The following is a 23,487-nucleotide window of genomic DNA, read 5'->3' as shown; positions in this document are numbered from 1 at the left end:
GGGGTCCGCGAAAGCCCTATTTTGCCGGCGGTCAGTTGCCGCCGAAGATGATGTCGGAGCCAACTGCCTGCTCCACCGATTTTTTCACGTTCCGGATGCCCATGCCGGTGTTCCCCGAGACGCCGGGGATGGGGATGATGGCGGGGAGGCGCTGGGCGCGGTAGCGGTCGATCTCCGTTTCGAGCTGGGCGGCGAGCGCCTCGGTGACGTAGACCACCGCGTAATCGCCTTCCGCGAGCCTGCGCAGCTGCTTTGCGGCCTCGACCGGGTCGGTGACCGGGAAGGTGTCCAGGCCGAGCGCCGCGAAACCGTAGATGCTGTCCCGGTCCCCCATGACTGCTGTCCTATACATACATCTCCCTGATCCTTTCCCGGATCGACGCCTCCGGCAAATCGTTGAGCTTGCCGGAGAGGATGATCCGCACGCACTTGATCTCGTTTTCCCGCCCGAGGATATAGGCGGCGAGCGGCCCGATGCCGAACGCCTGGAACTGCTGCGGGCGGATCGACTCGATGATCACGTTGTCGCACCACCGCTCGAACGCGGAGGGCGACTGCTCGAGCGCCGAGACGGCGGCCGCGTAGTCGGTCGTGGAGAGGTAGTCGCTGACCGCCTCGAGGCTGTCGGCGGCCGCGCGTGCGAGCTGATAGACGTCGAGCGACCGGCAGGGCGCCAGCGCGCGGCGGATGAATTCGAGGGACTTGCCCGTCTTCTGGCAGCGCACGGCGGTCTTGATGTCCGCCGCCGCGACGGTGAGCTTGGCGTATTTGGCGATCAGCTCACTGTCGCTCTCCCGCCCGGCGCGCTCGATCGCTTCGAGCGCGGCGCGGTCGATGACGATGTCGCAGAGCTGGCCGTCCCGGGTCTGGGAGAGGGCGGTATACGCCTCCTCGGCCGGGGCGCGCATCGCCTCGGGCAGCAGGCCGAATTCCTTCTGGCGCACGGCGTCGAGGATCGCGCGATAGTCGACCGTCCCGTGTGAAATGAAGATGCCGAAGTCCTCTTCGCCGGTGCAGACCAGCTTGACCGCGGCCTTGAGATTGTGGTAGTCGTTGGCGTAGAGGAAGACGTCGAACACCGACATGTCCTCCACCAGCTCCCCGATCAGGCTCCAGGTCTTCTCCCGCTCGGCCGCGAGCATGCGCTCGGCGCCGATTCCGGGCTCGCCGTCCCCCCAGCCGCGGTCGGCCAGCAGGCGCATGCACTCGTCGTAGCTTTTGGCCGCGAGCAGCTGTTCGATCGCCTGTGAGTTGAGGAGGGAGAGCTCCTTGGAGCGGATACGCGCAACGGCATAGGTATATAACGAATCGGACATTGCCTAACCTCCTTTGCGCGAATTAAGAGAAGAGAAGCTCCTGGACCCGGTCCTGCAAACGCTCGCGCGCCGCGTAGAAGAGCGCCTCGATCGAGCAGTTCTCCTCGATGCCGCCGTAGCTGAGCACGAAGCCTCCGTCGATGTCGCGGGTCTCCCGCGAGACGGTGAGCTTCCCGTTCGCGGATTTCGCGAGCGAGGTCTCAAAGCTGGCGGGCAGCCGCCCGAGGTCGGCGGGGGAGAAGAGCAGCTCGCCCTCCTGCGGGAGGGAAAACTTGCTGATCATCTTGAGGATCAGCGCGAAATAATCGGAATCGGGGAGCTTGTAGATCGACTGGCGGGCGCTTTCGATCGCTTCGCCGATGATCTCCTGCTTGGCGGCGAGCACCGCGCGGCGCTGCGCCAGTTCGGCGGCGGATCTCGCGGCGGCCAAATGGTTCTGCACGTCGGTTTTCGATTTGGCCAGGATCGCGCCGGACTGCGTCCGCGCGTCCTCAGCCGCCTTCGCGGCGAGCTGCCCGGCCTCCTCCTTCGCCTGTGCGATGACCGCGTCCGCGGCCTGCTGCGCCTCGTCCCGAATCTGCTGTACAATTTTTTCTAGTCCGGTCATAGCAGAATTCTCCTTGCTTTGAAAGTGCGGAACATTCCGCCGGGGATCACAGGCTCAGGCCGCCGACGCCGAAGATCGAGAGGATCGAAACGAGCAGGGCGAGGATCGCGTAGGTCTCGACCATCGCCGGGAAGATCATGGACTTACCGAACGTCTCGGGGCGTTTGCAGATCATGCTGATCGAGGCGACGGAAGCGCGCGCCTGGCGGATCGCGGACCAGAGGCCGACGAACGCCATCGGCATGCAGGCGGCGAAATAGAGCAGGCCCTTGACGAGGGAGATGTTGGGGTCGCCGCCGAGGATGCCGATCTGGGTGAGGGTGATGAAGGCGATCAGCAGGCCGTAGATGCCCTGCGTACCGGGGAGAAGCTGAAGGATCAGGACTTTACCAAAGCGGTTGGGGTCTTCGGTGACCGCGCCAGCCGCGGCCTCGCCGGCCATGCCGACGCCGATCGCGGAACCGATCCCAGCCATCAAAGCGGCGAGGGCCGCACCAAGCAACGCAAAAGCAATTCCCAAAGAACTCATTTCAGATTTCCTCCTTAAATTTGTAATATTTCGTATGGGCGGCGAACGGCGTGAACGCACGGCCGCCCCCCTCATAGAACTTGCCGAAGAACTCGACGAACTGCAGGCGGTTGGTATGGACGTAGGCGCCCAGCAGGTTGATGCCGATGTTCAGCGTGTGCCCGATCAGAAATACGATGATGAACATGATCGCGCCGACGATGCCGCCGCCCGCCATGCTGCCCATCTTGTTGAAGACCTGCGCGATGACGCCGGTCGCGAGCCCGAGCGCCAGCAGGCGGGAGTAGGAGAGGATGTCGCTGAGGTAGCCGGTGACGTTATAGGCGCTGTAAAGCCCCTGCGCCAGCCGCGCGAACGGGTTTTTGGAGTCCCGCCCGCCCGTCAGGATGATCCCGACGAGCCCCGCGAGCGCGCACCATGCCGCAACCGTCGCGGCAATCGGCGGAAGCTGGAAGGGGATGCCGAGCATCTCGGTGATCATCGGCATCGTCAGCAGATAGACGATGCCGCCGCCGACCAGCAGGTACCAGAACACGACGTCGCAGACCGCGTCGTAATATTTCCCCTCCCGCGCGTACTGGTAGAACTTGAGCCCCAGCCCGACGAAGAGGTGGATGATGCCGATGAGGAAGGAGAAGGTCAGCAGGCGGATGGGCTCGCTGACCGGCTCGAACCAGATGGGCCGCAGCGCCAGGTCGCTGTGGAAGAAGGTCGACGAGATGACCGCGACCGCGTCCCCGAAGAAGCTGCCGAACATGAATCCCCAGAAGGTGGTGGACAGCCCGCACCAGAAGAACATCTTGACCATCTTGCCGATTCCGGGCTCCATGTTCTTGTACTTGAGGATCACGACCGCGCAGGCGATCGTCATGACGAGGCCGTAGCCCGCGTCGGAAAGCATCATGCCAAAGAGGATGTAATAGAAGAAGGACATGATGGTCGTCGGGTCGATCTCGTGCCTGCCGGGGAGGCTGTAGCTCTCGACGACCGATTCGACCGGGGTGGAGAAAGGGTTGTTCTTGAGCACGACCGGCACGTCCTCGTCGGGGTCGGGAGCGGTGAGCTCGACGGCCACGTCGAATTTGGAGGAGAGCTCCTCCGAAAGCGGCCGGGCGTTCCGCGCGGTGACGTAGCCGGAGAGGATGAACGCCCGCCGCGACTGCATGAGCCGCCCGATGACGTCGTATTTTTCCGCCCGCAGCCGCAGGTAATCGGCCAGCAGCTTGAGGTCCGGGCGGTCGCCGCCGCGCGAGACGATCTCCGTCCGGGCGGCTTCGATCGCCTCGTTTGCCTGCGCGACCTCCGCTTCGAGCAGCTTTTTGCGCTCGGCGGGGCTCTCGGCGGGCGGGGAGGCGGGCCGGGTAAAGCCGATGGCGCGCAGCGCCTCGTCGACCGCGGCCGCCTCGGCGCGCGGGGCGACGATGAAGACGCAGGTCTGGTCCTGCGAATGGCTGACGAGATCGACGTTGACCGTCGCGTCGGGGGCCTGTCCGGCGATCCGGGAATAAACCTCGTCGAGGGAGAGGTCCTCGGGGAAGGAGCCGATAAACGCCGCCGTGGAGCGCGTCCCGGTGAACCGAAGCGGGACGTCGAGCCCGAGCCAGGGGACGAGCGCGTCGAGCTGGGTCTCGAGCTTGAGGATCTCCGCGCGGTTCTCCGCGATCTTTTTCGAGAGCGCGTTCAGGCGCAGCGCCTGTGCGAGCACGTCGTCGGCGCGTTCGCCGAACGCGGCGTACTCATCGGCGGTCAGCGGCCCGCGCCCCTCGAGCGAGGAAAGCAGGGAGGACTTGACGGGGGAATAGGCGTCGAGCACCTCCAGAGCCTGATTGACGGCGGAGAGGTCCTTCTCGAACTGAGACCGGACGGCGGAGGTGTCGGCTTTTTCAAAGACGCTGTCCTGCAGGGCCAGGTCGGAGATTTCGACGACGCCGCGCCGCTGCAGGGCTTCAAGAATGGATTTGCGGTCTTTTTTCAGCGCGCATATGCTGATGCGCTGCATCTGCAGCACCGCCATGAAACGGATGCCTCCTTTTTCATGAAATTGGGCAGGGGGATCAGATCAGCTCGGAGAGAATCAGGCGACGGACCTCGGCCCCCTTTGCATCCGCGCTGGCGCGCAGCGAAGCGATTTCCTTCTTGACGGATTCGAGCGCCGCGCTCTGCATGGCTTCGCCCTGTTGCTTTGCTTCGGCAAGCGCCGCGTCCGCCGCGGCTTTCGCCCCGGCGACCGCCTGGCCGACCGCTTCGGCGGCGTCGGCTTTCGCGCGAGAGAGAATCTCCTCCCGTTGGCGCGCCGCCTCCTGCTCGATCTGTTCGGCTGCAAGCTCCGCTTCGCGGACAGCCCGAATGGTCTCCTGTTCCATAGTATCACCACCCACTTATCTGATTTTACTTGATCCGTGTATGGAAGGCCCCATGGCCGGGTAAACGTCGTTGGGATATCCTGTATAGTATACCGCCTTTTTTAGGAAGAATCAACAAAGCGCGGCCCGCTGAAGAAAAAATACAATAATTTTTTATTACCTTTCCACAAATTGGGCCGATGACACGCAATCGGGCATTTTCCAGCCCGTTAGCTACATTATTACAATAAAAAAGGAAAAAACATACTGATATTGTACTATATAAAGGCAACAGAATCAAGGCATTATCGGAAGTAATTTTGTGAAAAATAATAATTTATTATTTTGCGGAAACACAATGGAAGAAAAAACCGTTTGGGGTTGAACGGGAAGGGAATCCGTAGTAAAATGGCGATAGAAGGCGGCCTGTGTCAATCATAGCATGCCGCGCCGGGGCCGTAATTAGACAGATTTACCGGATTGTCGGAAAACGAGACGGTTTTCGCAATCTGTATGGACAGATCGGGGGAGACGGGATGATCAGAGGCCGACGCATATGGTACCGGTGGCTGGCCGCCGCGCTGGCCCTGCTGTTCGCGTGCGCGGGGCAGCCCGCGTTCGCGGAGGATGCGGTCGAACCGGCCGTTTCTCCGACGGAAAAGACGCTGGATGAGGGGAAGAGGCTCGCGGATATCGCGTTCACCGCGAAGGACGGGAATGATACCGTGTTGGGTCATTTTGCCTGGGCGCCCGAAGTCCCTTATGATCAATCTCTTACGCAAGCGGATTCCGGATCTTATACGGTCATCTTTACGCCGGAGCCTGTTGAGCAAAACGGGAAGGTTTATTCAGAGGCGCGGCAGGCGGTCGCCGTCACCGTTATGCCGAAGGAATCACCCGACCCCGCCTACGACACCGCGTCCGCGATCACCGACGCGGTCCGCGGCATCGCCGATCGGTCGGACGACGAGGTCCGCCGCATCGCCGAGGCGATGCGCGCGCTCAGCGGCCGCGAGCAGGACAGGCTCTCCCGGTCGACGCTCGAAAAGCTCGACGCGGAGTACTGCAAGCGCTTCGGGTACACCCATGAGACGGCGGTCGACGTGCGCGACGACGGCGTTTCAAGCAACCGCATCCCGCGCGGTTCCCACGCCTACGGCGTGGCGGCCGCCACCGGGGGGAACCGCACGGTGAAGCTCTACCAGCAGAAGCCGTCGGGCAGCTCGGTGCTCCAGTTTGAGCTGGAGGTGGACGGCGGCTCCGCCTCGCTGCCCGCGCCGATCGTCGTATACGTCGCGCTTCCCGGCAATATCAGCGGTTCCCGCGATTATTACCTGAAAAGCACGGACGGGGAGATCTCCGCGAGCGTTTCGCGCGACTATCTCGCCTTTACGACCAGCACCCTCGGCCGGTTCCGCCTCTACCGGGAGCGCTCCTCCGGCCGGGACGACGATGACGATGATGACGACGACCGCTACCGCTATCGATCCCGGAACACCGGCCGGGATTACGTCGTCACCTCCTTTTGGGAGTCGGTGATCGACGCGGTCCACGACGCGAAGGAGGGCGACCGCCTGCGCGTCAACATCGGCGCCCGCACCGAGATCCCCGCCGACCTGCTGCGGGAACTGAAAGGCCGCCGTGTCATGCTGGTGCTGAGCCCCTCGCGCGGGGACAGCGTTACGATCCGGGGGGAGGAGGTCGTCTCCATCCCCGTTTCGCGCGACTACTACACGATGAAAAACCTGCTTTCCCTCTATGAGCGGGGGGACCGCTTCGACGATCCGCCCGCATCCGGTGAGGCGGCTCCCGCCGCTCCGGCGCCGCCCCCCGTGGCACGGCCGCCGGCGGCTTACGTCCCGGCCGCGCCCGTCTACGCGCCTCCGGCCGCGTCTTCCGCCCCGGCGGAATCCGCCGTGAGCGTGACAGAGCCCCCTGAGGAGGAGCCGCTTCCGGACGTGGAGATCGCGGCGGAGGAGGACGACCCGCCCGCATCCTCCGAGGAGCAGCCCGCCAAGCCGCAGGAGCCGACCGGCGGCGAGGAGAACCCCTTCGGGCTGGCGTTATTCGCGGCGGTTGCGGTAGCGGCCGCGGCCCTGCTCTCCTGCGTGCTGACGCTCGCCATCTGGGGAGCGCGGCGCAGGAGGGGAAGATAGGCGAAAACAGTTGACTTTCCGCAAGTTTGTGCTATATTGAAGACAGAGTCCGAGGTCCGGAATTTAGAATGACATCTTCACACCCTCACCCCCTATAGCATGGAGCGGTCCGCGCATCTGCGCGGGCCGCTCCGCTTTTTGTGTGAAAAAGTAAGAGAATTGTAAGAAAACTGTTGCAAAATCAGTAAGAACCGTTCGGTATGCTCTTTTTGTGTGAAATAGATGTTGACATTTTTTTAGCAATACTGTATTATTGTACCGTTATGTTAATACAATAGGCGGAAATAATTTCACATGTCTGAATCCAAACGGCGGGGAATGTCGTTTGTATCAACAGAGTTTCATGGCAGCCGGGCGGGCGCCCGGCGGAAAAAGATTCTTGAACGAAGGAGTTATGAGGAATGCTTGGGATAAAAAAGAAAAATCCGGAATCTGCCGCGGCGGGCGCGGAACAGGAGGCGCCGAATTCGACCGCCGGGGTGAGTCAGGACATTGCACGCTTCACCAAGCGCAAATCCCATAAGAAGCGGATTGCCATCGCGGCGGTGGCGGTCGTGGTGGTCGGCGCAATCGGATGGAAGTTCCTCTTCGCGAGCGCGCCGGCGATGGCTCCGGTCATGTCCACAGCCTTGCAGAAGACCGAGCTGGTCAACAGCATCAGCCTGACCGGCACGGTGGAAAGCGCGGAGGCTTCCTATGTACATACGACCCTCAACAGCACGGTGAACACCGTTGCGGTAAAGGTCGGGGACCACGTGGAGGCGGGCGACCTGCTCGCCCAGCTCGACACCTCCGATCTCGAGCTGTCGATCGCGGAACAGCAGGCGGTCATCAGCAAGATTTCCCGCCAGAACCAGTACGCGATGGAAAACGCGCAGAAGAAGCTCGAGGACGCCAAGAGCGACATCTCCAACAACGTGGACGCGGAGCTGATCGCGGCGGAGAACGCCCTGCGCAGCGCGCAGCAGAACCTGAACGACGCGCGCCGCGACCTCAACGACCACAAGGATGACCTCGAGTACGCGGACGATGTCATGAACAACCTTGAGAAAAAACTCAACCGCGCGCGCAATGAATACCAGGACGCGGAAAAGAAATACCAGATCGCCGAGCGGGAACACAAGGATAACGGCACCCCGATCCCGCAGGACGTCATCGATGAGCTTGACCGTTCGGAGAAGGCTTACGATGAGGCGCTCAAGGAGTGGCAGAAGAACGACAACGAGTACGGCGGCGACCTGAGCAGCTACAGCAAGGAGTACCGCTCCGCGCGTATCGCTTATGAGAACGCGCTCGCCAACAAAAATGCGATTGAAAACAGCGTCAACCGCAATCTCGACAACCTCGAAACCAGCATCAAGGGGCAGGAGATCGACGGCGACCTCACCTCCCAGCAGATCTCGCTCAAAAAGCTGCAAAAGGATCTCAGCGAGTCGACGGTTACCGCGCCGATCTCCGGCACGGTGACGGCGGTCTACGCCAAGGAGGGGGTCCCGGCGGCGGGGCTGCTCTTTGTGGTCGAGAACACCGACGACCTGGTCATCAAGACCGCACTCAAGGAGTACGACGTCGCGACGGTCCAGGAGGGGATGCCCACCGAGATCAAGTCGGACGCGACCGGCGAGGAGGTCTTCGAGGGGACGGTCGGGCGCATCTACCCGACGGCGGTCAAGGCGTCGGACGGCTCCACCAGGACGGACGGCGGCGTTGAGTTTGAGACGGAGGTCTCGATCAACGATCCGGCTTCCACCGGGCTGCGCGTCGGCATGAACGTCCGCCTCAACATCGTTACGCAGAAAAAGGAGAACGTCTGGGCCGTCCCGTTTGAGGCGGTGGGCACCGACGCGCAGGGCCAGAGCGTGGTCTATGTCGCCAAACCGAACGAGGAGGGCGCGATGATCGCAACCGCCGTTCCCGTGACCACCGGCATGGAGACCGACTTCTACCTCGAAATCTCTTCCGACGGCCTTGCGGACGGCGACCAGGTGCTCTCCGACGCGAGCACGGTCATTCCCGGCATGCCCGTCACGCTGGCGGCCGGCATGGGCGGCGCGGCTCCCGCGGGCGCCGTGATGGAGGGCTGAGCATGAGCGACGAAAAACTTGCCTGGAGCCCCATGCCGGACGGCAGCCTGATCATTGACATGCAGGGGATCTACAAGCGCTTTTACATCGGCCAGCCCAATGAGCTGGAAATCCTCAAGGGCATCGACCTGCAGGTCGGCCGCGGGGAATTCGTTTCGATCGTCGGCGCTTCCGGTTCCGGCAAGTCGACGCTGATGAACATCATCGGCGCGCTCGACCGGCCGACCGAAGGAAGCTACACCCTCGACGGGGTGCCGATGCGCGACGTGCCCGACAACATGCTTTCGGAGATCCGAAACTGCAAGATCGGGTTCGTCTTCCAGACCTTCAACCTCATCCCGCGCACCTCGGCGCTGCGCAACGTCGAGCTTCCGATGCTCTATTCGGGCATGGGCGCTTCGGCCCGCAGCCGCCGCGCGAAGGAACTGCTCGACATCGTCGGCATGGCGGACCGGATGAAGCACCAGCCCAGCGAGCTGTCGGGCGGACAGAAACAGCGCGTGGCCATCGCGCGCGCGATGGCCAACGATCCGGCGATCATCCTGGCGGACGAGCCGACCGGTGCGCTCGACACCCAGACGGGCCATATGGTCATGGACCTCTTCCACCGCCTGCACCGGGAGGAGGGGAAAACGATCGTGCTGATCACCCACAACCCTGAGCTTGCCGCCGAAACCGAACGGATCGTTACGATCAGCGACGGGCGGATCATCCGTGCCGAGAAAGGGGGGATGCCGCGTGCAGCTGTTTGAAAACATTTCCCTGGCGGTCGCGGGCCTGCGCGCCAACAAGATGCGCGCGCTGCTCACGATGCTCGGCATTATCATCGGCATCGGCTCGGTCATCACGATCGTTACCGTCGGCGACGCGATGACCAATTCGGTCACCGCCGTCTTCAACGACATGGGCGCGAATTCCTTCCAGCTCTTCCTGTCCGACAAACCGGATGAAAACGGGGCCTTAAATTATAACCGCAGCTACGAGGCCGAGGACTATTTGAATGACGACATCCTCAGCCTCTACACAGAACGGTTTGACGATGAAATCGAAAACTGGGCCGTCACCGTCAACGCGGGCAACGGCCGGGCGCAGGTGGGCCGCCGCCAGACCGACGCATGGGTTTACGGCGTCAACGCCAATGCCCTGGGCATCCAGAACATCACCCCGATCGCCGGGCACGACCTCAACGACCGGGAGGTCAGCGGGGAAAAGTACGTGGCGGTGGTCTCCAAAGGCATGCTTGAAAAGCTGCTGCCCGGCGTCTCCCCGCAGCAGGCGCTTGGGCAGGAAATTAAAGTGCGTCTCACCGCTGGGCTCTATACCTTCAACGTCGTGGGGGTCTATGACTACCAGATCTCCGGCATGATGGCGAGCATGGCGGGGGACACCAGCCGCCAGATGTTTATTCCCGTGGGGGTGGCCAAGCAGATCGCCAAGGACGGCGGCGCGGAGGCCAAGAACGTCGACGGCTACTATGCCGTGCAGGTCAAGGCGAAAGCGGGCGTGGACGTGCAGGACTTCGCGGATCGTTCCACGGAGTATATCAACCGCTCCTTCTACCGGGACAACAAATATGTGAAAATCGAGTCCCAGAACATGGACAGCATGATCGGCCAGATGACGGCCACCCTGGGCACGATGAAGATGGCGGTTTCAGTCATCGCGGCGATCTCCCTGCTGGTGGGCGGCATCGGCGTCATGAACATCATGCTCGTGTCGGTGACCGAGCGGACCCGCGAGATCGGCACCCGCAAGGCGCTCGGCGCCAAGAACAGCGCCATCCGCGTGCAGTTCATCGTCGAATCGATGATCATCTGCCTGATCGGCGGCGTCATCGGCGTTTTGCTCGGAACCACGCTCGGACGGCTCGGTTCGGTGGTGCTCGGCGCGCCGAGCTGGCCCTCGCCGGTCGTCGTGCTGGTGGCCGTCACCTTCTCGATGGCGATCGGCGTCTTCTTCGGATATTATCCCGCGAACAAGGCGGCGAAGCTCGACCCGATCGAGGCGCTGCGCTACGAATAAAACTTACCAAAAAGGACGGGCAAAAGCCCGTCCTTTTTGGAATTGCGCCGGTCGGACAACATGGTATAATAGAGGTGTTCAGGCAACCCGATATTTTGGAAGGAGCTGTTTTTTATGCCGTTGGTCACTACCACCGAAATGTTCAAGAAAGCCTATGAGGGCGGGTACGCGGTCGGCGCGTTCAACGTCAACAACATGGAGATCGTCCAGGGGATCACCGAGGCCGCTTCCGAGCTGAAAGCGCCGGTCATCCTTCAGGTTTCCGCGGGTGCGCGCAAATACGCCAAGCACGCCTACCTGGTCAAGCTGGTCGAGGCCGCCGTGGTCGACTGCCCCGAAATCCCCATCGCGCTGCACCTCGATCACGGCGCGGATTTTGAGATCTGCAAATCCTGCATCGACGGCGGGTTTACCTCGGTCATGATCGACGGCAGCTCCCGCGCCTTCGAGGACAATATCGCCGAGACCCGCAAGGTCGTCGAATACGCCCACGCGCGCGGCGTCGTGGTCGAGGCCGAGCTGGGCAAGCTCGCCGGCATCGAGGACGCCGTCAACGTCGCGGCGGACGACGCGCAGTTCACCAACCCCGCCGAGGTCGAGGAGTTCGTCAGCAAGACGGGCGTCGACTCGCTGGCCATCGCCATCGGCACCAGCCACGGCGCCTTCAAGTTCAAGCCCGGCCAGAAGCCGCAGCTGCGCTTCGACATCCTCGAAGAGGTCAGCCGCCGCCTGCCCGGCTTCCCGATCGTCCTGCACGGCGCTTCCTCCGTTCCGCAGGACCTCGTAAAGGTCATCAACCAGTTCGGCGGCGCGATGCCCGACGCGATCGGCATCCCCGAGGAGATGCTGCGCCAGGCGGCCACGATGGCGGTCTGCAAGATCAACATCGATTCGGACGTGCGCGTGGCGATGACCGCCGCCATCCGCAAGTACATGGCGGAGAATCCCAGCCACTTCGACCCGCGCCAGTACCTGACCCCGGCGCGCACCGCGGTCAAGGAGATGGTCTCCCACAAGATCACCGAAGTGCTCGGCTGCGCCGGAAAGGCGTAAGCGGTTTTCACCCGGAAAAGCCCGGCGGACGGCGTCCGCCGGGCTTTTTTGCGTCAGGGCGCGCCCGGCGCGCATAGGATGGGGCAGGAGGTGAGCGCATGGCTTCGTACTATTACGGTCCGCGCCCGGCCCAGATCCCGATGCGGCACCACGGGCGCAACTGGCCGACCAATATCAATACCCCCGGCGTGCACGCCTTTCAGAGGGGGCCGCGGAGCATCTTTGAGGAGCAGGAGTATTTCCGCACCGATCCATACGGCCGCCCGTTGCCCCGCTGAGGGGAAAGGAAGCGGCGGGGCGAGCGCCCCGCCGCTTTGATCTATGGAAAGCCGGCGCTACCCTTCGGCCATCATCCGCTGGGCGAACCGGCGCATGTCCTCGATCGAGTGGATCTCGCCGGCATGCTCGTTGATCGCGAGCTTCACCTCCAGCGGGAGCGCGTCGAAATAGCTGGCCATCGTCACGTCCGCGCCGAACCCGAACGAAAAGAAGTTCGGATAATCCTGCATGAAAATCACCTCCGCAGATAGCTTGCGCGGAATTTGCGATTCCATGTGAGCAATTTCTGGATAGAAAAAAGGCCGGGCGCATGCCCGGCCTTTTTTGTCAGACGTTATTTTTTGGAGGCGGTTTCGCGCTCTTCGCGCCGCTTGCCCTTTTCGCGGAGGTTGTCGTTGATGTCGATCATCCGCTGTACCGCGAGATCGAAGTCCTTGATCTCCTCGTACTGCTCGACGAGCGGGCTGGTGGCGAGATCGCTGTAGGTTTTCTCCTTTTCGCGGTAGACCAGCTTGAGCAGGACCGGCGTGACGATGGTCGTCACGACCACCATGATCACGACCGGTCCGAAGAAGTCCTGCTTCATCAGCCCGGAGGAGATCCCCTTGTTCGCGACGATGAGCGCGACCTCTCCGCGGGAGATCATGCCCACGCCGATGCGCCTGCACTCCTCATTGGAATAGCGGCAGAGCTTCGCGCCGAGCCCGCAGCCGACCACCTTGGAGACGATCGACCAGAGCACGAGCAGGACGGAGAAAAGAACGATCGCCGTGCTCATCTGCGGCAGGACCACCTTGGTGCCGATGCTTGCGAAGAAGATGGGGGAGAGCAGCATGTAGGACACCGTCTCAAAGCGGGTGGCGACATAGGTGACCTTGGTGGTGTTGGAGATGATGAGCCCGGCGATGTAGGCGCCGGTGATGTCCGCCACGCCGAAAAACCGTTCGGCCGCAAAGGCGTAGAGCAGGCAGAAGGCGAAGGAGATCACCGCGTAGCGGCGCTTGTCGTCGTGCCCGGTCATCCATTTTTCAATCAGCTTGTGCAGCAGGACGCCGACGGCAAGGCTCAGCGCGAAGAACGCGACGATCTTGACGAGCACGGCCACGATGTTGATGCTCGGGTCGGAGACGCTCGTGATAAGGGTCAGCGCGATGATGCCGAGGATGTCGTCGATGAGGGCCGCGCCGAGGATCGCGTTGCCGGAACGGGTGGAGAGCTTGCCCATCTCCTTGAGCGTTTCCACGGTGATGCTCACGGAGGTCGCCGTCAGGATGACACCGATGAAGAGGTTCTGCAAAAAGTTTTCGCCGCCGCGGTTGAAGAACCAGGAGAGCAGGAATCCGCCGGCGAGCGGGACGAGCACGCCGCACAGCGCGATGACGAAGGAGGCGCGCCCCGACCGCTTGAGCTCGGCGATGTCGGTTTCAAGCCCGGCGGTGAACATCAGGACGATGACGCCGATCTCGGCGCACTGGTCCAGGAAGGCGGTCTCATGCAGGACACCGAGCATGGCGGGTCCGAGCACCAGCCCCGCGAGCAGGGCGCCGACCACCTGCGGCATGGCGATCCGCTTGGTCAGGATGCCGAGCAGCTTGGTGCTCAACAGGATGATCGCCACGCTGAATAAAAAATTGTAGGATTCCACGGGAATCCCCTCCCTTCCACAAGAGCCCTCCCGGGCGATTTTTAAAAAACATCACCCAGTATAGTCCTTGCGGAGGCAATTTGCAACATGAAATCTGGTCAAGAAATGTATAACATCGCGGATGAATTTGGCTAATTTGTCGATGAATTGCGGAAGCCCTCTTTTCATCGCGCGTCGGATATGTTATAGTGTGATAAGAAAAATTTGGAAGGGAAGAGAAGGCTGAATGAAACCCTCAAAGGTCTATTACACCAATCTGCACACCACGCTTGAGGAGAACCTGTTGCAAAAGCTCCGCAGGCTCGTCAAGGCCGCGGGGATCGATTCGATCGATTTCAAGAACAAATACACGGCGATCAAGATCCACTTCGGGGAACCGGGCAACCTCGCGTTCCTGCGCCCGAACTTCTCCAAGGTGATCGCGGACATCGTCAAGGAAAACGGCGGCAAGCCTTTTTTGACCGACTGCAACACCCTCTATGTCGGGCGGCGCAAGAACGCGCTCGACCACATTGAGGCGGCCTACGAAAATGGCTACACCCCCTTTTCGACCGGCTGCCAGATTTTGATCGGAGACGGGCTCAAGGGCACCGACGAGCAGATCGTCCCGATCGGTGGGGAATATGTGAAGGAGGCGAAGATCGGCCGCGCGGTGATGGACGCGGACATCGTCATCAGCCTCACCCACTTCAAGGCACACGAGTGCACCGGAATCGGCGGCGCGATCAAAAACCTCGGCATGGGCTGCGGTTCCCGCGCGGGCAAGATGGAAATGCACTCGGCGGGCAAGCCGTTCGTCGACCGGAGCCTCTGCGTCAGCTGCGGCATGTGCTTTAAGAACTGCGCGCACGGCGCGATCTCCTTCCCCGGGAAAAAGGCGCAGATCGACCATGACAAGTGCGTCGGCTGCGGCCGCTGCATCGGCGTCTGCCCGGTCGACGCGGTGCAGGCCGCGCAGGACGAGGCGTTCGACATCCTCAACAGGAAGATTTCCGAGTACGCATGGGCGGTCGTCAAGGACCGCCCGGGCTTCCACGTCAGCCTGGTGCTCGACGTGTCCCCCTTCTGCGACTGCCACCCTGAAAACGACGTGCCGATCGTGCCCGACGTGGGCATCTTCGCCTCCTTCGACCCGGTGGCGCTCGACACCGCCTGCGCCGACGCGGTCAACGGGCAGCCGGTCCTCCCCGACAGCCTGCTCGCCAGGCGGGACGCGGAGGAAAAGGACCACTTCCATGCGCTGCATCCCGACACCAACTGGCGGGCCGGCATCGAGCAGGCTGTCAAAATAGGGATGGGAAGCGCGGAATACGAGCTGGTCGAGATCAAATAGCAGGAAAAAGCCTCCCGCAGTATGCGGGAGGCTTTTATTGTTTCGTGGAGCCGGGGAGGACGCCGTCACTGGGCGCGGTAGCCGTGCTTGAGGAGCAGCTGGCGGATCTTCTCGTGCGGGTCGATGATCGCGCTGACCGACATGTCGTGGTTGATCGCGGCGATGAAGTAGGCGATATACTTGGAGACGTCGACCTCGTGGAACCACTCGCGCGAGAGCAGCTCGGGAGAACGGTAGGTGAGGTTGGTGCCGAACACGCCGGAGAGGAGCCCCTCCTCGTAGGCCCGGTCGAACTCGTCAAGGCCGTTGGTGAAAATCGCGTAGGTGGCGTAGGCGAAGATGCGGGAAGCGTTGCGCTTTTTCAGCTCGCGCGCGACCTCGAGCATCGACTCGCCCGACGAGATGATGTCGTCCGCGATGAAGACGTCCTTGCCCTCGAGGGAGTTGCCGAGATATTCGTGCGCCACGATGGGGTTGCGGCCGTTGACGACGCGGGCGTAGTCGCGGCGCTTGTAGAACATGCCCAGGTCGATGCCGAGCACGGAGGCGTAGTACATGTTGCGGCTCATCGCGCCCTCATCGGGGCTGACGACCATCAGGTGCTCGCGGTCGAGCCGGATGTCCGGGATGCTGCGCAGCAGGCATTTGAGGACCTGGTAGGAGGGGGAGACGTTGTCGAAGCCCATGAGGGGGACCGCGTTTTGCACGCGCGGGTCGTGCGCGTCGAAGGTGACGATGTTGGAGACGCCCATGTTCTGGAGCTCCTGGAGCGCCACGGCGCAGTCAAGCGACTCCCGGTAGTTGCGGCGGTGCTGGCGGCTGCCGTAGAGCATCGGCATGATGACCGTGATGCGGTGCGCCTTGCCGCTGGCGGCCTGGATCAGCCGCTTCAGGTCCTGGAAATGGTCGTCGGGGGACATGGAGTTCTGGTGTCCGAAGATGTTATAGCTGCAGCTGTAGTTGCCGACGTCCACGATGAAGAAGAGGTCGTCCCCGCGGATGGTCGACTTGATAAGGCCCTTGCCGTCGCCGGAGGAAAAACGGGGACATTCGCTTTCAACGATGTAGCTTTCCTTGTAAAGGGGGCTGCCCTCCGCCCATTTCACGAGGTGCGCGTCGATCTTCTCGGTCAGCTCGCGCGCGCCGGTCAGGCTGATCAGCCCAAGTTCCGCCACCCGGTCACCCGACCGGAAGATGTCTTCCGCATCAATCTGCCCTGCCATTCATAACGCTCCTTTTCGTTCCGCGGTCCCCAAAGGGCCCGCCGATCCTTATCTGCGGCCCGAATTATGCAAAATCGGGTCGAAAAAATACAATTTGATTATACATGATCGTTTCAGGATTGTATACGCTTTTCATCCCCGAATCTAAAAAATGGGTAATATCTACAAATTTCGATCTCCGCTCGGGAGAGATTTGTCCGTTGCCGTCATGCGCCGCTTTAAAGGAAGAAAAAGGCCGGGACCGCACGCGCGGTCCCGGCCGGTTTTTTCTAGTCGGCGAAATTGTCGAAATATCCCTGGATGAGGACGATGGGCGTGCCCTTGTCTCCGCTGCCGCTCGTCAGGTCGCACAGGCTTCCAATCAGGTCGGTCAGGCGTCGGGGGGTGGTGCCCTGCGTCTCCATCGTGCCCTTGAGGTCGGCCTTTTTGTTGCGGATGTACTCGGAGACGGCCTGCTTGAGCTCGCTGCCCGAGAGGTCGCGGAACTGGTTGTCCGCGAGGTATTTGAGCTTGACCTCATTGGGCAGGCCGCTGAGCCCCTCGGTGAATCCGGGACTGACGACCGGGTCCGCAAGCTCCCAAATCTTACCCACCGGGTCGCGGAAGGCGCCGTCGCCGTAGACGAGCGCCTCGATCTGCCTGCCGGTCGCCTCGCTCAGTTTGCGCTGCAGGTCGTGCGCGAAGGCGGCGCAGTCACGCGGGAAGAGCTTGACGCGGCTCTCGGTCGACTTGTTGCTGCCGAGCAGGCCGTAATCGGCGTTGAAGCCGCTTCCGTTGACGGGGGCGGAGAGGATGTCGTCGAGGCCGTAGACCGTCTCGGCGCCCGCCGCGCGCAGAAGGCGCTTGGTGCGCTCGCGGGTGTGGATGTCGCAGCAGAGGACGTGCTTTGTATGGTCGAGGACGGCGGTGGGGCGGTTTGCAAAGAGGATTTCCACGTCGGCCCCCTCCTCGCGGATGAGGGAGGCGTAGTATTCGACGTAGTCCACGCCGGTGAACAGGTGCTTATTCTCCCCGAAGAGCGCGCGGTAGCGCTTCTCGTCGAGCACGTCGGCCCACGGGTTGACCCCGGCGGCTTCGAGCTTTTCCTCCGAAACGAGGGTGTTGCCCACCTCGTCGCTCGGGTAGCTGAACATCAGCACGATCTTTTTCGCGCCGCGCGCAATGCCGCGCAGGCAGATGGCGAACCGGTTGCGGCTGAGGATGGGGAAGATCACGCCGATGGGGTGATCGCCGAATTTGGAGCGGACGTCCTCCGCGATGTCGTCGGTGGAGGCGTAGTTGCCCTGCGCCTTGGCGACGACCGCCTCGGTCACGCCCACGACGTCGCGGTCGTGGAAGGAAAAGCCCTCGCTTGCGGCGGCTTCGAGCACGGAATCGGTGACGATCTGCGCGAGGTCGTCCCCCGGCCGGATAATCGGGGCGCGCACGCCCCGGACAGTGGTACCGATCATTCTTGACATGAGTGAATCCCTCCGATGGCGGCTGATCCGCCGGTTTGCACGCCGGAACGGCGCGGCGGCCCTCCCTGCGGGAAGGCCGTACCTTAATCCCCATTATACAGGAATTCGCCGTAAGATACAATGATTCTGCAAAAAAGCGGAAAAAAATTTGCGTTTCCCGCCAAAAAAACAAAAAGGACGGAATCAACCGTCCTTTTCAGCGGCCCGTCAGGGCTCCACCTGCACCACGCTGAATTCTTCGCCGCAAAAATCCGACTTTCTGAAGTAACGCCTGGCCATATTGGTGGTGGAGAAGGGCTTGGCAAGCGCGATATCGTTCAGAAGAATCCGCGTGTTGAAGAGATAGCGGCTGTCGCCCTGCCGTTGGATCCGGATGACGTAATGCATCGCCTGACACTTCCTTTCCTCCATTTTGTGCGTAGAGCAGGAGTGTCAGTATAGCACGCTTTGGATTCCAGAACAAGTAATATCAGGGAAATTTCAGCGTATTATGTAAAATTCGGAAGGCCGATTGTCGCAAAAAAGACAAAAACGCCCGCCGGTTCAACCGGCGAGCGTTTTGGATAGGGCGCGGATGCGTTCCCGGCAATCGGCGCCGAGCCGGTTGAACCAATTGGCAAGCGCCTCCTGCCATTCGATTTCGTCGAGCGGGCGCAGCGCCCCCTCCTCCCACACCGCCCGGATCCGGCCGAGCAGCAGGGCGGCGGTCGCCTCGTCAAAGGAGGAAAAGATTTCCGCGTATTCGTCGTCGTAGACGCACCCCGCGCCGAGCAGGTCGCAGAGGTCGTCGAGGCTGCGCAGCTCCTCCCGGATGATCCGCGCCTTGCGCGCGGCGTCGTCGCAGAGGAGCACCTCGTCGGCGACGGCGCTGAACGCGTCGTTGCCGAGGCGTTCCCCGTCGATGAAGAGGAGCGTCGCGTCCTCCTCCGCGACGACAGCGAAGGGAGTGAGCGCGCCGCCCGCGCGGTTGACTTCCCCGGCGAAGCGCGCGGCCCCCTCTCGGATATAATCGTTGAGGCGGGCGTTTTCAAAGGCGCAGGAATCGATCAGGCCTTCCGCGGCCCGCAGCAGCAGCGCCGCGCGCTGTTCGGGGGCGAGGGGGCGCAGCCGCTCCTCCAGCCCGGCGCGTTCCCCGGCGCCGAGCGCCGCGTCCTCCCGGCCGAGCAGGCGGGCGAGCAGCAGGTTTTGGAGCGCGATCGTAAAGAGGTTCACATAGGCCTCGGCGGGGGAGGTGCGGTTTTGGCGCGCCCAGCCGCGCAGCAGGCCGTCCAGCACCGGTGCGAATCGGCCGCAGAAGCGGTTCTCCAGCGCGAGCGACTCGAGCCGCTCGCGCACGCCGAAGATCCCGCTCGCGGAGACCTCCCGCGCGAGCGGATACTCAGTGAGCACGACGAAGTCTCCCGGGTGCCTGCGGACCTTCCAGTCCCGCAGGTACTGGGGGAAGGTGACGTCGAGCAAAATCCGGTAGCCCTCGTTGACGGTGGGGGTTCGGGTCGCGCGCACCCGGGAGAGCAGGCCTTCGCAGGCGCGCTCCTCCCGGTCCAGAAGCCCGGTCCCCATCCGGTAGAGCGCGTCCATCGAGTGTTCCCGGAGCAGCGCGAGGCTCTCCTGCGGGGTCGGAGCGTGTTTGAGCGCCACGTCGATGCAGTAGCCGATATCGTCCATCAGCTGGTCGGCAGTCTCCGCGGGAACGGAGCTGCTCTCGCCGCGCGTGATCTCCTCGATCTGCGACCGGAGGAGCCCCAGCAGCCCCTCCTGCATCGCGGCGAGCGCGCGTTCGTCCAGCAGGCCCGCGTCCGCCGCCCGCCGCATGAGCGAGGCGGTGTAGACGCCGTAATCGATCCCGTCGAGCGGGGTTCCGCTTAAAAGCGAACGGTTCTCCACTGTTCGTCCTCCTCCACCGCGTAATCGCCGGCCTCCCCGGCGGGCTTGTCCGATTCAAGGGGCGCCTCGACGCTGCCGTAGGCGCGCACGTTGCGCGCCATCGTTTCCATGTCGCGTCCCGCGAGCAGTTCGAGCGAACCCTCGCAGTCGCCGTCAAAGCACTGCTTCATCACGGCGATCAGCTCGTCGTCGGGCAGGGAATCGAGCGTGTCGTTTTTGAGGTAGTAGAAGAGCTCGGTCAGCGCGCAGAGGGTGTCGGCATAGTTCTGCCCGTCGACGTAGGCGGAATCGCAGAACGCCTCGGCGAGCTTTTCGAGCACGCCGGGGCCCACCTCGATGCGGCGGCTGTTTTTAAGCGCGTCGGTCCGTACCTTCAGCAGCGCGACGGCGTCTTCGTGGGTCAGCGACAGGCCGTAGGGGCGGGTGAGGTCGTTGAGTCGAAGCAGTTCGTCAGCGTCGCGGCGGATCAGCGCGTCGTCCTGCCGGCTGAGTAGGGAGAGTAGTCCGCTCATGCCATTCAGCTCCTTTTACAGATTGGTACTTGACAAAACCCGGGGAATGTGCTATAGTGTAGAAGGAAAAATTTATGGTTTTTCGGAAAAATCCAACAAAGATTATCATAACACAAGCCGGGTGGGATGTCAAGCAGCCGCCCGGCTATTTTTATCGCCTTTTGGGCGGACATCTGCCGGACGGAAGGGCCGCAAACTGAAGAAGCGCCGCATCCACCGGATGCGGCGCTTCTTGTGAGAGGGGGAGATTATTCGAGGTTGAGCCTGTGGGAGAGGATGTAGTTGGTCAGGATAAAGTAGACGACCGAGAAGATGACCGTGATGATGAGGGTCGGGATCACGATCATATGCATCGCGCCGACGAATTCCCGCGCGAAATCGTAGGCCCCGTAGCCGAACTGGTAGGACCCGTAGCTGCCGTAGGGAATCGTGTGGTCGTAGATGCGCCCGACCAGGGAAAAATAGAGGTTGGTGATGATCTGCTCGACAATGCTCAGCCCGATATAGGCACCGAAGGCGGTGAGCACCCGGTGCTTGCCGACGAGATGGCCGATCGAGATGGCGGCGTAGATCATGAGCACGCTGCCGATCGTGCCGATGAGCATCAGGAAGACGAACTCGAAGAAGAGGGTGACCTCGCTGATGCCGACATAGTGCGCCAGGAAATCGGACAACTGGCGGAGGAACTCGGGGATCTCCCGAAGCAGATCCAGGCTGAACGCCATGATGAAGACCGACAGGACGGTGACGAAGGTGCAGATGGCCAGCCACATGATCGAGACGATCAGCTTGCTGGCGATCAACTGCCAGGTCCGGACGGGCAGGGTGAACATGAGGTAGCCCTCGTCGCGCAGGAGGTTCTTATAGAACCGCTGGATCATGACGACATAGACGAGCACGAAGAGCGCGATGATAAGGATGACGTAGAGCATCATGGTCAGCACGGTCGCGAAGTCAGGAATGTCGTTGAAGTTAAAAAAGATGTTGTTGAGGATCGCGAGGAGCAGGATCGCGCCGAACACCGGCAGGAAGAGCCGCGCGGTGGCGCGGATTTCGTATTTAAGCAGTTTTTTCAGCATCTGAATACCTCCCGGAAGAGCGCGTCGACCGACATGCCCTTTTCCTCGCGGATCTGATCGACCGAGGAAACCATGATGATCTCGCCGCGGCTGATGAAAATGACGTCCTCCAGCACCTGCTCGATATCGGTGATGAGGTGGGTGGAGATGATGATCGTCGCGTTTTCATTGTAGTTGCCCAGGATGGTGTTCAGGATGTAGTCGCGCGCCGCGGGGTCGACGCCGCCGATCGGCTCGTCGAGCAGGTAGAGCTGGGCCTCCCGGCTCATGACGAGGATCAGCTGGACCTTCTCCTTGGTGCCCTTGGACATCGTCTTGAGCCGGTCGTTGGGGTTGATGTTCAGGCGGCTGAGCATGTCATATGCCTTGGCCTCGTTGAAATTTGTGTAGAAATCCCGGAAGAAGGCGATCAGGTCGCGGACCTTCATCCAGTCGTTGAGGTAGGTGCGTTCCGGCAGGTAGGAGACGACCTCCTTGGTGTCCGGCCCGACCGGGAAACCCGCGATCGAGAGATCTCCGAGGGAAGGGGTCAGCAGGCCGTTCGCGAGCTTCATAAAGGTGCTTTTGCCGCTGCCGTTGGGCCCGAGCAGGCCGACGATCCGGCCGCGCCCGACGTTCAGGTTGATTTGATTGAGCGCACAGACTCCGCTTCCGTAGAACTTGGTGAGCCCATGGCATTCCAGTATGGTGTCCACTTATCTTACCTCCTCGGCCGCAGCGGATTCCACAAGCGCCACCGTCTGGGGCGTGGTGAATCCGAGCGCGCGCATTTTTTGGAAAAAGGCATCGATCTGTTCCTGTGCGAGGGCTTTTTTTGCAGCCTCGATCAGCCCCGTATCCTCCGTGATGAACCGGCCGCTCGTACGCTGGGTATAGAGCAGCCCGTCCCGTTCCAGCTCGGAGAGCGCCCGCTGCATCGTGTTGGGGTTTACGGCCGCTTCGGCGGCCATGTCCCGAACGGAGGGCAGGCGTTCTCCCGGGCGGTAGAATCCGGAGATAATGCGCAGCTTGATCTGTTCGATCAGCTGCGCATAGATCGGGCGGTCATTTTTCAGCTCCCACGTCATTGTGTTCAGCTCCTGTCCCGATAGAATTGTATTAATAACCTAACACAATAATACGATACCATTTCCAATTTGTCAACCCCTAATTTGGAAAAAGAAGAACCCCGCCCCGCTTTCGCGGGGCGGGGTTCGGGGGAATCGCTCACCAGCGGCGCGCCCCCTCGATATGGACGCCGCGCGCCTGCGCGTAGACATAGCTTGAGAGGGGGCGGCGGTAGGCGTCGAAGGTGTGGGTGGACACGAGGATTTCGTCCCCTGTGACTTCCGTCACAAAGAGGGAGTGGTACCATTTGTCCGAAGCGTCGCCGAGTTGGATGAGATCTCCCCGCTCCAGCTCTTCGAGCGCCGCCGCCCGACCGTAGGGCCCGACCGAGCGGTTGCCCGTCAGGAAGCGGTAGAGATAGGGCACGCCGCTCCAGGCGGCGGCGCGGTCGGAGGCGGAATTGTAGTACCAGCCGGTATCGCGGGTGTAATTCATGACGCCTGTGCCCGCGTAGAGGCACTGGGAGACGAAGCTGGTACAGTCGCCGCCCATGCCGTCGAAGCTGATGTAGCGCGGATTGCGGGAAAACGCCCATTTTTCGGCATAGGCGGCGGCCTTGGACCGGTCGTAGGGGATCTGGGTGGGCATAGGGATCGCTCCTTTCCATGGTACAGTATATGCAGTTGACTTTTTGCCGGGATTCCTTTAAAATTTAAACGACGAAACGCATCCAGTTGGCAGGACCATGCCATCCGAAAGCAAGCTGCCGCCGGATGGTTTTTTTAATGTTCCGGGCCGATCGAAAAAGGAGGGACGCGCCGTGGGCTTCGACCGATATGTGCTGAGCGGCGGGAAACGCCTGCGGTGCGGCTTTACGACCGGTTCCTGCGCGGCGGGGGGGGGGGGGGGGGGGGGG

24 protein-coding genes are annotated in these 23,487 nt (G+C 62.0%); 7 read left to right on the top strand and 17 right to left on the bottom strand.

The features are described 5' to 3' along the window. Nucleotides 1-31 precede the first annotated feature (31 nt). Genes NE609_RS05520 through NE609_RS05495 form a run of 6 tightly spaced genes read right to left on the bottom strand, consistent with a single transcriptional unit; the run spans nucleotide 32 to nucleotide 4,815 of the window. The gene (locus tag NE609_RS05520; protein ID WP_101550451.1) at nucleotides 32-352 is read right to left on the bottom strand and encodes a V-type ATP synthase subunit F; all 321 of its coding nucleotides are present in this window, start codon (nucleotides 350-352) and stop codon (nucleotides 32-34) included. Further along, nucleotides 345-1,316: a V-type ATPase subunit gene (locus NE609_RS05515; protein ID WP_256151961.1), complete on the bottom strand. Its 972-nt coding sequence runs from the start codon at nucleotides 1,314-1,316 to the stop codon at nucleotides 345-347. The genes NE609_RS05520 and NE609_RS05515 overlap by 8 nt, the downstream gene beginning before the upstream one ends. 22 nt (nucleotides 1,317-1,338) lie before the next feature. Further along, complete coding sequence (locus NE609_RS05510) at nucleotides 1,339-1,923, bottom strand: V-type ATP synthase subunit E (protein WP_256151960.1); 585 nt, start codon at nucleotides 1,921-1,923, stop codon at nucleotides 1,339-1,341. Between the two features lie 46 nt (nucleotides 1,924-1,969). Next, the gene (locus tag NE609_RS05505) at nucleotides 1,970-2,452 is read right to left on the bottom strand and encodes a V-type ATP synthase subunit K (RefSeq protein ID WP_101550457.1); all 483 of its coding nucleotides are present in this window, start codon (nucleotides 2,450-2,452) and stop codon (nucleotides 1,970-1,972) included. 1 nt (nucleotide 2,453) lies between these two features. After that, a complete protein-coding gene (locus tag NE609_RS05500) occupies nucleotides 2,454-4,466 on the bottom strand; it encodes a V-type ATP synthase subunit I (protein ID WP_121585543.1) in 2,013 nt (670 codons plus the stop codon). A gap of 40 nt (nucleotides 4,467-4,506) precedes the next feature. Then, nucleotides 4,507-4,815: a hypothetical protein gene (locus NE609_RS05495; protein ID WP_158595503.1), complete on the bottom strand. Its 309-nt coding sequence runs from the start codon at nucleotides 4,813-4,815 to the stop codon at nucleotides 4,507-4,509. A 515-nt stretch (nucleotides 4,816-5,330) separates the two neighbouring features. Here NE609_RS05495 and NE609_RS05490 point away from each other — a divergent pair. The 6 genes from NE609_RS05490 (at nucleotide 5,331) to NE609_RS05465 (ending at nucleotide 12,387) form a co-directional block, all read left to right on the top strand. Continuing rightward, nucleotides 5,331-6,950, top strand: coding sequence for a hypothetical protein (locus tag NE609_RS05490; RefSeq protein WP_256151959.1), 1,620 nt, complete (start codon nucleotides 5,331-5,333; stop codon nucleotides 6,948-6,950). Between the two features lie 401 nt (nucleotides 6,951-7,351). Beyond that, entirely contained in the window at nucleotides 7,352-9,034 is a 1,683-nt protein-coding gene (locus NE609_RS05485; protein WP_256151958.1) for an efflux RND transporter periplasmic adaptor subunit, read from the top strand. A 2-nt stretch (nucleotides 9,035-9,036) separates the two neighbouring features. Then, nucleotides 9,037-9,786 carry an ABC transporter ATP-binding protein gene (locus NE609_RS05480; protein WP_279221660.1) on the top strand — a complete coding sequence of 250 codons (750 nt, stop codon included), beginning with the start codon at nucleotides 9,037-9,039 and terminating at the stop codon, nucleotides 9,784-9,786. Continuing rightward, nucleotides 9,773-11,056, top strand: a complete 1,284-nt coding sequence (locus NE609_RS05475; RefSeq protein WP_256151957.1) for an ABC transporter permease — start codon at nucleotides 9,773-9,775, stop codon at nucleotides 11,054-11,056. The genes NE609_RS05480 and NE609_RS05475 overlap by 14 nt, the downstream gene beginning before the upstream one ends. A gap of 114 nt (nucleotides 11,057-11,170) precedes the next feature. Then, a complete protein-coding gene (gene fba / locus NE609_RS05470) occupies nucleotides 11,171-12,109 on the top strand; it encodes a class II fructose-1,6-bisphosphate aldolase (protein WP_101550469.1) in 939 nt (312 codons plus the stop codon). A gap of 98 nt (nucleotides 12,110-12,207) precedes the next feature. Then, complete coding sequence (locus tag NE609_RS05465) at nucleotides 12,208-12,387, top strand: hypothetical protein (protein WP_256151956.1); 180 nt, start codon at nucleotides 12,208-12,210, stop codon at nucleotides 12,385-12,387. Between the two features lie 57 nt (nucleotides 12,388-12,444). On the opposite strand, the gene NE609_RS05460 is transcribed toward NE609_RS05465, so the two are convergent. Continuing rightward, nucleotides 12,445-12,618, bottom strand: coding sequence for a hypothetical protein (locus NE609_RS05460; protein ID WP_256151955.1), 174 nt, complete (start codon nucleotides 12,616-12,618; stop codon nucleotides 12,445-12,447). A gap of 104 nt (nucleotides 12,619-12,722) precedes the next feature. After that, nucleotides 12,723-14,033: a cation:proton antiporter gene (locus NE609_RS05455; protein WP_256151954.1), complete on the bottom strand. Its 1,311-nt coding sequence runs from the start codon at nucleotides 14,031-14,033 to the stop codon at nucleotides 12,723-12,725. A 226-nt stretch (nucleotides 14,034-14,259) separates the two neighbouring features. On the opposite strand from NE609_RS05455, the gene NE609_RS05450 reads away from it, so the two are divergent. Further along, nucleotides 14,260-15,366 (top strand): DUF362 domain-containing protein, encoded by a 1,107-nt coding sequence (locus tag NE609_RS05450; RefSeq protein WP_256151953.1) that lies wholly within the window; start codon nucleotides 14,260-14,262, stop codon nucleotides 15,364-15,366. 65 nt (nucleotides 15,367-15,431) lie between these two features. Here the strand turns inward: NE609_RS05450 and NE609_RS05445 are convergent, their stop codons facing one another. The 9 genes from NE609_RS05445 to NE609_RS05405 all read right to left on the bottom strand — a co-directional run bounded on the left by NE609_RS05445 (nucleotide 15,432) and on the right by NE609_RS05405 (nucleotide 23,219). Continuing rightward, a complete protein-coding gene (locus NE609_RS05445) occupies nucleotides 15,432-16,589 on the bottom strand; it encodes a ribose-phosphate pyrophosphokinase (RefSeq protein WP_256151952.1) in 1,158 nt (385 codons plus the stop codon). A gap of 269 nt (nucleotides 16,590-16,858) precedes the next feature. Continuing rightward, nucleotides 16,859-18,049, bottom strand: a complete 1,191-nt coding sequence (locus NE609_RS05440) for a coenzyme F420-0:L-glutamate ligase (RefSeq protein ID WP_256151951.1) — start codon at nucleotides 18,047-18,049, stop codon at nucleotides 16,859-16,861. Nucleotides 18,050-18,256: 207 nt separating this feature from the next. Then, nucleotides 18,257-18,436 carry a hypothetical protein gene (locus tag NE609_RS05435; RefSeq protein WP_101550481.1) on the bottom strand — a complete coding sequence of 60 codons (180 nt, stop codon included), beginning with the start codon at nucleotides 18,434-18,436 and terminating at the stop codon, nucleotides 18,257-18,259. A 156-nt stretch (nucleotides 18,437-18,592) separates the two neighbouring features. Continuing rightward, nucleotides 18,593-19,933, bottom strand: coding sequence for a DUF6179 domain-containing protein (locus NE609_RS05430; protein ID WP_256151950.1), 1,341 nt, complete (start codon nucleotides 19,931-19,933; stop codon nucleotides 18,593-18,595). Further along, a complete protein-coding gene (locus NE609_RS05425; protein ID WP_121585548.1) occupies nucleotides 19,912-20,445 on the bottom strand; it encodes a DUF6323 family protein in 534 nt (177 codons plus the stop codon). The genes NE609_RS05430 and NE609_RS05425 overlap by 22 nt, the downstream gene beginning before the upstream one ends. Before the next feature lie 248 nt (nucleotides 20,446-20,693). Next, the gene (locus tag NE609_RS05420; RefSeq protein WP_256151949.1) at nucleotides 20,694-21,524 is read right to left on the bottom strand and encodes a hypothetical protein; all 831 of its coding nucleotides are present in this window, start codon (nucleotides 21,522-21,524) and stop codon (nucleotides 20,694-20,696) included. Next, nucleotides 21,518-22,219, bottom strand: a complete 702-nt coding sequence (locus NE609_RS05415) for an ABC transporter ATP-binding protein (protein ID WP_121585550.1) — start codon at nucleotides 22,217-22,219, stop codon at nucleotides 21,518-21,520. The genes NE609_RS05420 and NE609_RS05415 overlap by 7 nt, the downstream gene beginning before the upstream one ends. Then, complete coding sequence (locus NE609_RS05410; RefSeq protein ID WP_101550491.1) at nucleotides 22,220-22,591, bottom strand: GntR family transcriptional regulator; 372 nt, start codon at nucleotides 22,589-22,591, stop codon at nucleotides 22,220-22,222. 139 nt (nucleotides 22,592-22,730) lie between these two features. Next, entirely contained in the window at nucleotides 22,731-23,219 is a 489-nt protein-coding gene (locus tag NE609_RS05405) for an amidase domain-containing protein (RefSeq protein ID WP_121585551.1), read from the bottom strand. Nucleotides 23,220-23,487 lie beyond the last annotated feature (268 nt).

The organism is Anaerotruncus sp. DFI.9.16, from assembly GCF_024461615.1.
Taxonomy (GTDB): Bacteria; Bacillota; Clostridia; order Oscillospirales; family Ruminococcaceae; genus Anaerotruncus; species Anaerotruncus massiliensis.
The sequence above is the reverse complement of the archived record's forward strand: the minus strand, read 5'-3'. Positions and strand labels throughout refer to the sequence as shown.

Excerpts from the sequence above, each read along its gene's own strand:
- NE609_RS05485 (WP_256151958.1), top strand. The coding sequence starts at position 7,352 with ATGCTTGGGATAAAAAAGAAAAATCCGGAATCTGCCGCGGCGGGCGCG.
- NE609_RS05500 (WP_121585543.1), bottom strand. The coding sequence starts at position 4,466 with ATGGCGGTGCTGCAGATGCAGCGCATCAGCATATGCGCGCTGAAAAAA.
- NE609_RS05510 (WP_256151960.1), bottom strand. The coding sequence starts at position 1,923 with ATGACCGGACTAGAAAAAATTGTACAGCAGATTCGGGACGAGGCGCAG.
- NE609_RS05405 (WP_121585551.1), bottom strand. The coding sequence starts at position 23,219 with ATGCCCACCCAGATCCCCTACGACCGGTCCAAGGCCGCCGCCTATGCC.
- NE609_RS05425 (WP_121585548.1), bottom strand. The coding sequence starts at position 20,445 with ATGAGCGGACTACTCTCCCTACTCAGCCGGCAGGACGACGCGCTGATC.
- NE609_RS05435 (WP_101550481.1), bottom strand. The coding sequence starts at position 18,436 with ATGCATTACGTCATCCGGATCCAACGGCAGGGCGACAGCCGCTATCTC.
- NE609_RS05410 (WP_101550491.1), bottom strand. The coding sequence starts at position 22,591 with ATGACGTGGGAGCTGAAAAATGACCGCCCGATCTATGCGCAGCTGATC.
- NE609_RS05465 (WP_256151956.1), top strand. The coding sequence starts at position 12,208 with ATGGCTTCGTACTATTACGGTCCGCGCCCGGCCCAGATCCCGATGCGG.
- NE609_RS05505 (WP_101550457.1), bottom strand. The coding sequence starts at position 2,452 with ATGAGTTCTTTGGGAATTGCTTTTGCGTTGCTTGGTGCGGCCCTCGCC.
- NE609_RS05445 (WP_256151952.1), bottom strand. The coding sequence starts at position 16,589 with ATGGCAGGGCAGATTGATGCGGAAGACATCTTCCGGTCGGGTGACCGG.
- NE609_RS05420 (WP_256151949.1), bottom strand. The coding sequence starts at position 21,524 with ATGCTGAAAAAACTGCTTAAATACGAAATCCGCGCCACCGCGCGGCTC.
- NE609_RS05490 (WP_256151959.1), top strand. The coding sequence starts at position 5,331 with ATGATCAGAGGCCGACGCATATGGTACCGGTGGCTGGCCGCCGCGCTG.
- NE609_RS05460 (WP_256151955.1), bottom strand. The coding sequence starts at position 12,618 with ATGCAGGATTATCCGAACTTCTTTTCGTTCGGGTTCGGCGCGGACGTG.
- NE609_RS05495 (WP_158595503.1), bottom strand. The coding sequence starts at position 4,815 with ATGGAACAGGAGACCATTCGGGCTGTCCGCGAAGCGGAGCTTGCAGCC.
- NE609_RS05450 (WP_256151953.1), top strand. The coding sequence starts at position 14,260 with ATGAAACCCTCAAAGGTCTATTACACCAATCTGCACACCACGCTTGAG.
- NE609_RS05520 (WP_101550451.1), bottom strand. The coding sequence starts at position 352 with ATGTATAGGACAGCAGTCATGGGGGACCGGGACAGCATCTACGGTTTC.
- NE609_RS05515 (WP_256151961.1), bottom strand. The coding sequence starts at position 1,316 with ATGTCCGATTCGTTATATACCTATGCCGTTGCGCGTATCCGCTCCAAG.
- fba (WP_101550469.1), top strand. The coding sequence starts at position 11,171 with ATGCCGTTGGTCACTACCACCGAAATGTTCAAGAAAGCCTATGAGGGC.
- NE609_RS05480 (WP_279221660.1), top strand. The coding sequence starts at position 9,037 with ATGAGCGACGAAAAACTTGCCTGGAGCCCCATGCCGGACGGCAGCCTG.
- NE609_RS05440 (WP_256151951.1), bottom strand. The coding sequence starts at position 18,049 with ATGTCAAGAATGATCGGTACCACTGTCCGGGGCGTGCGCGCCCCGATT.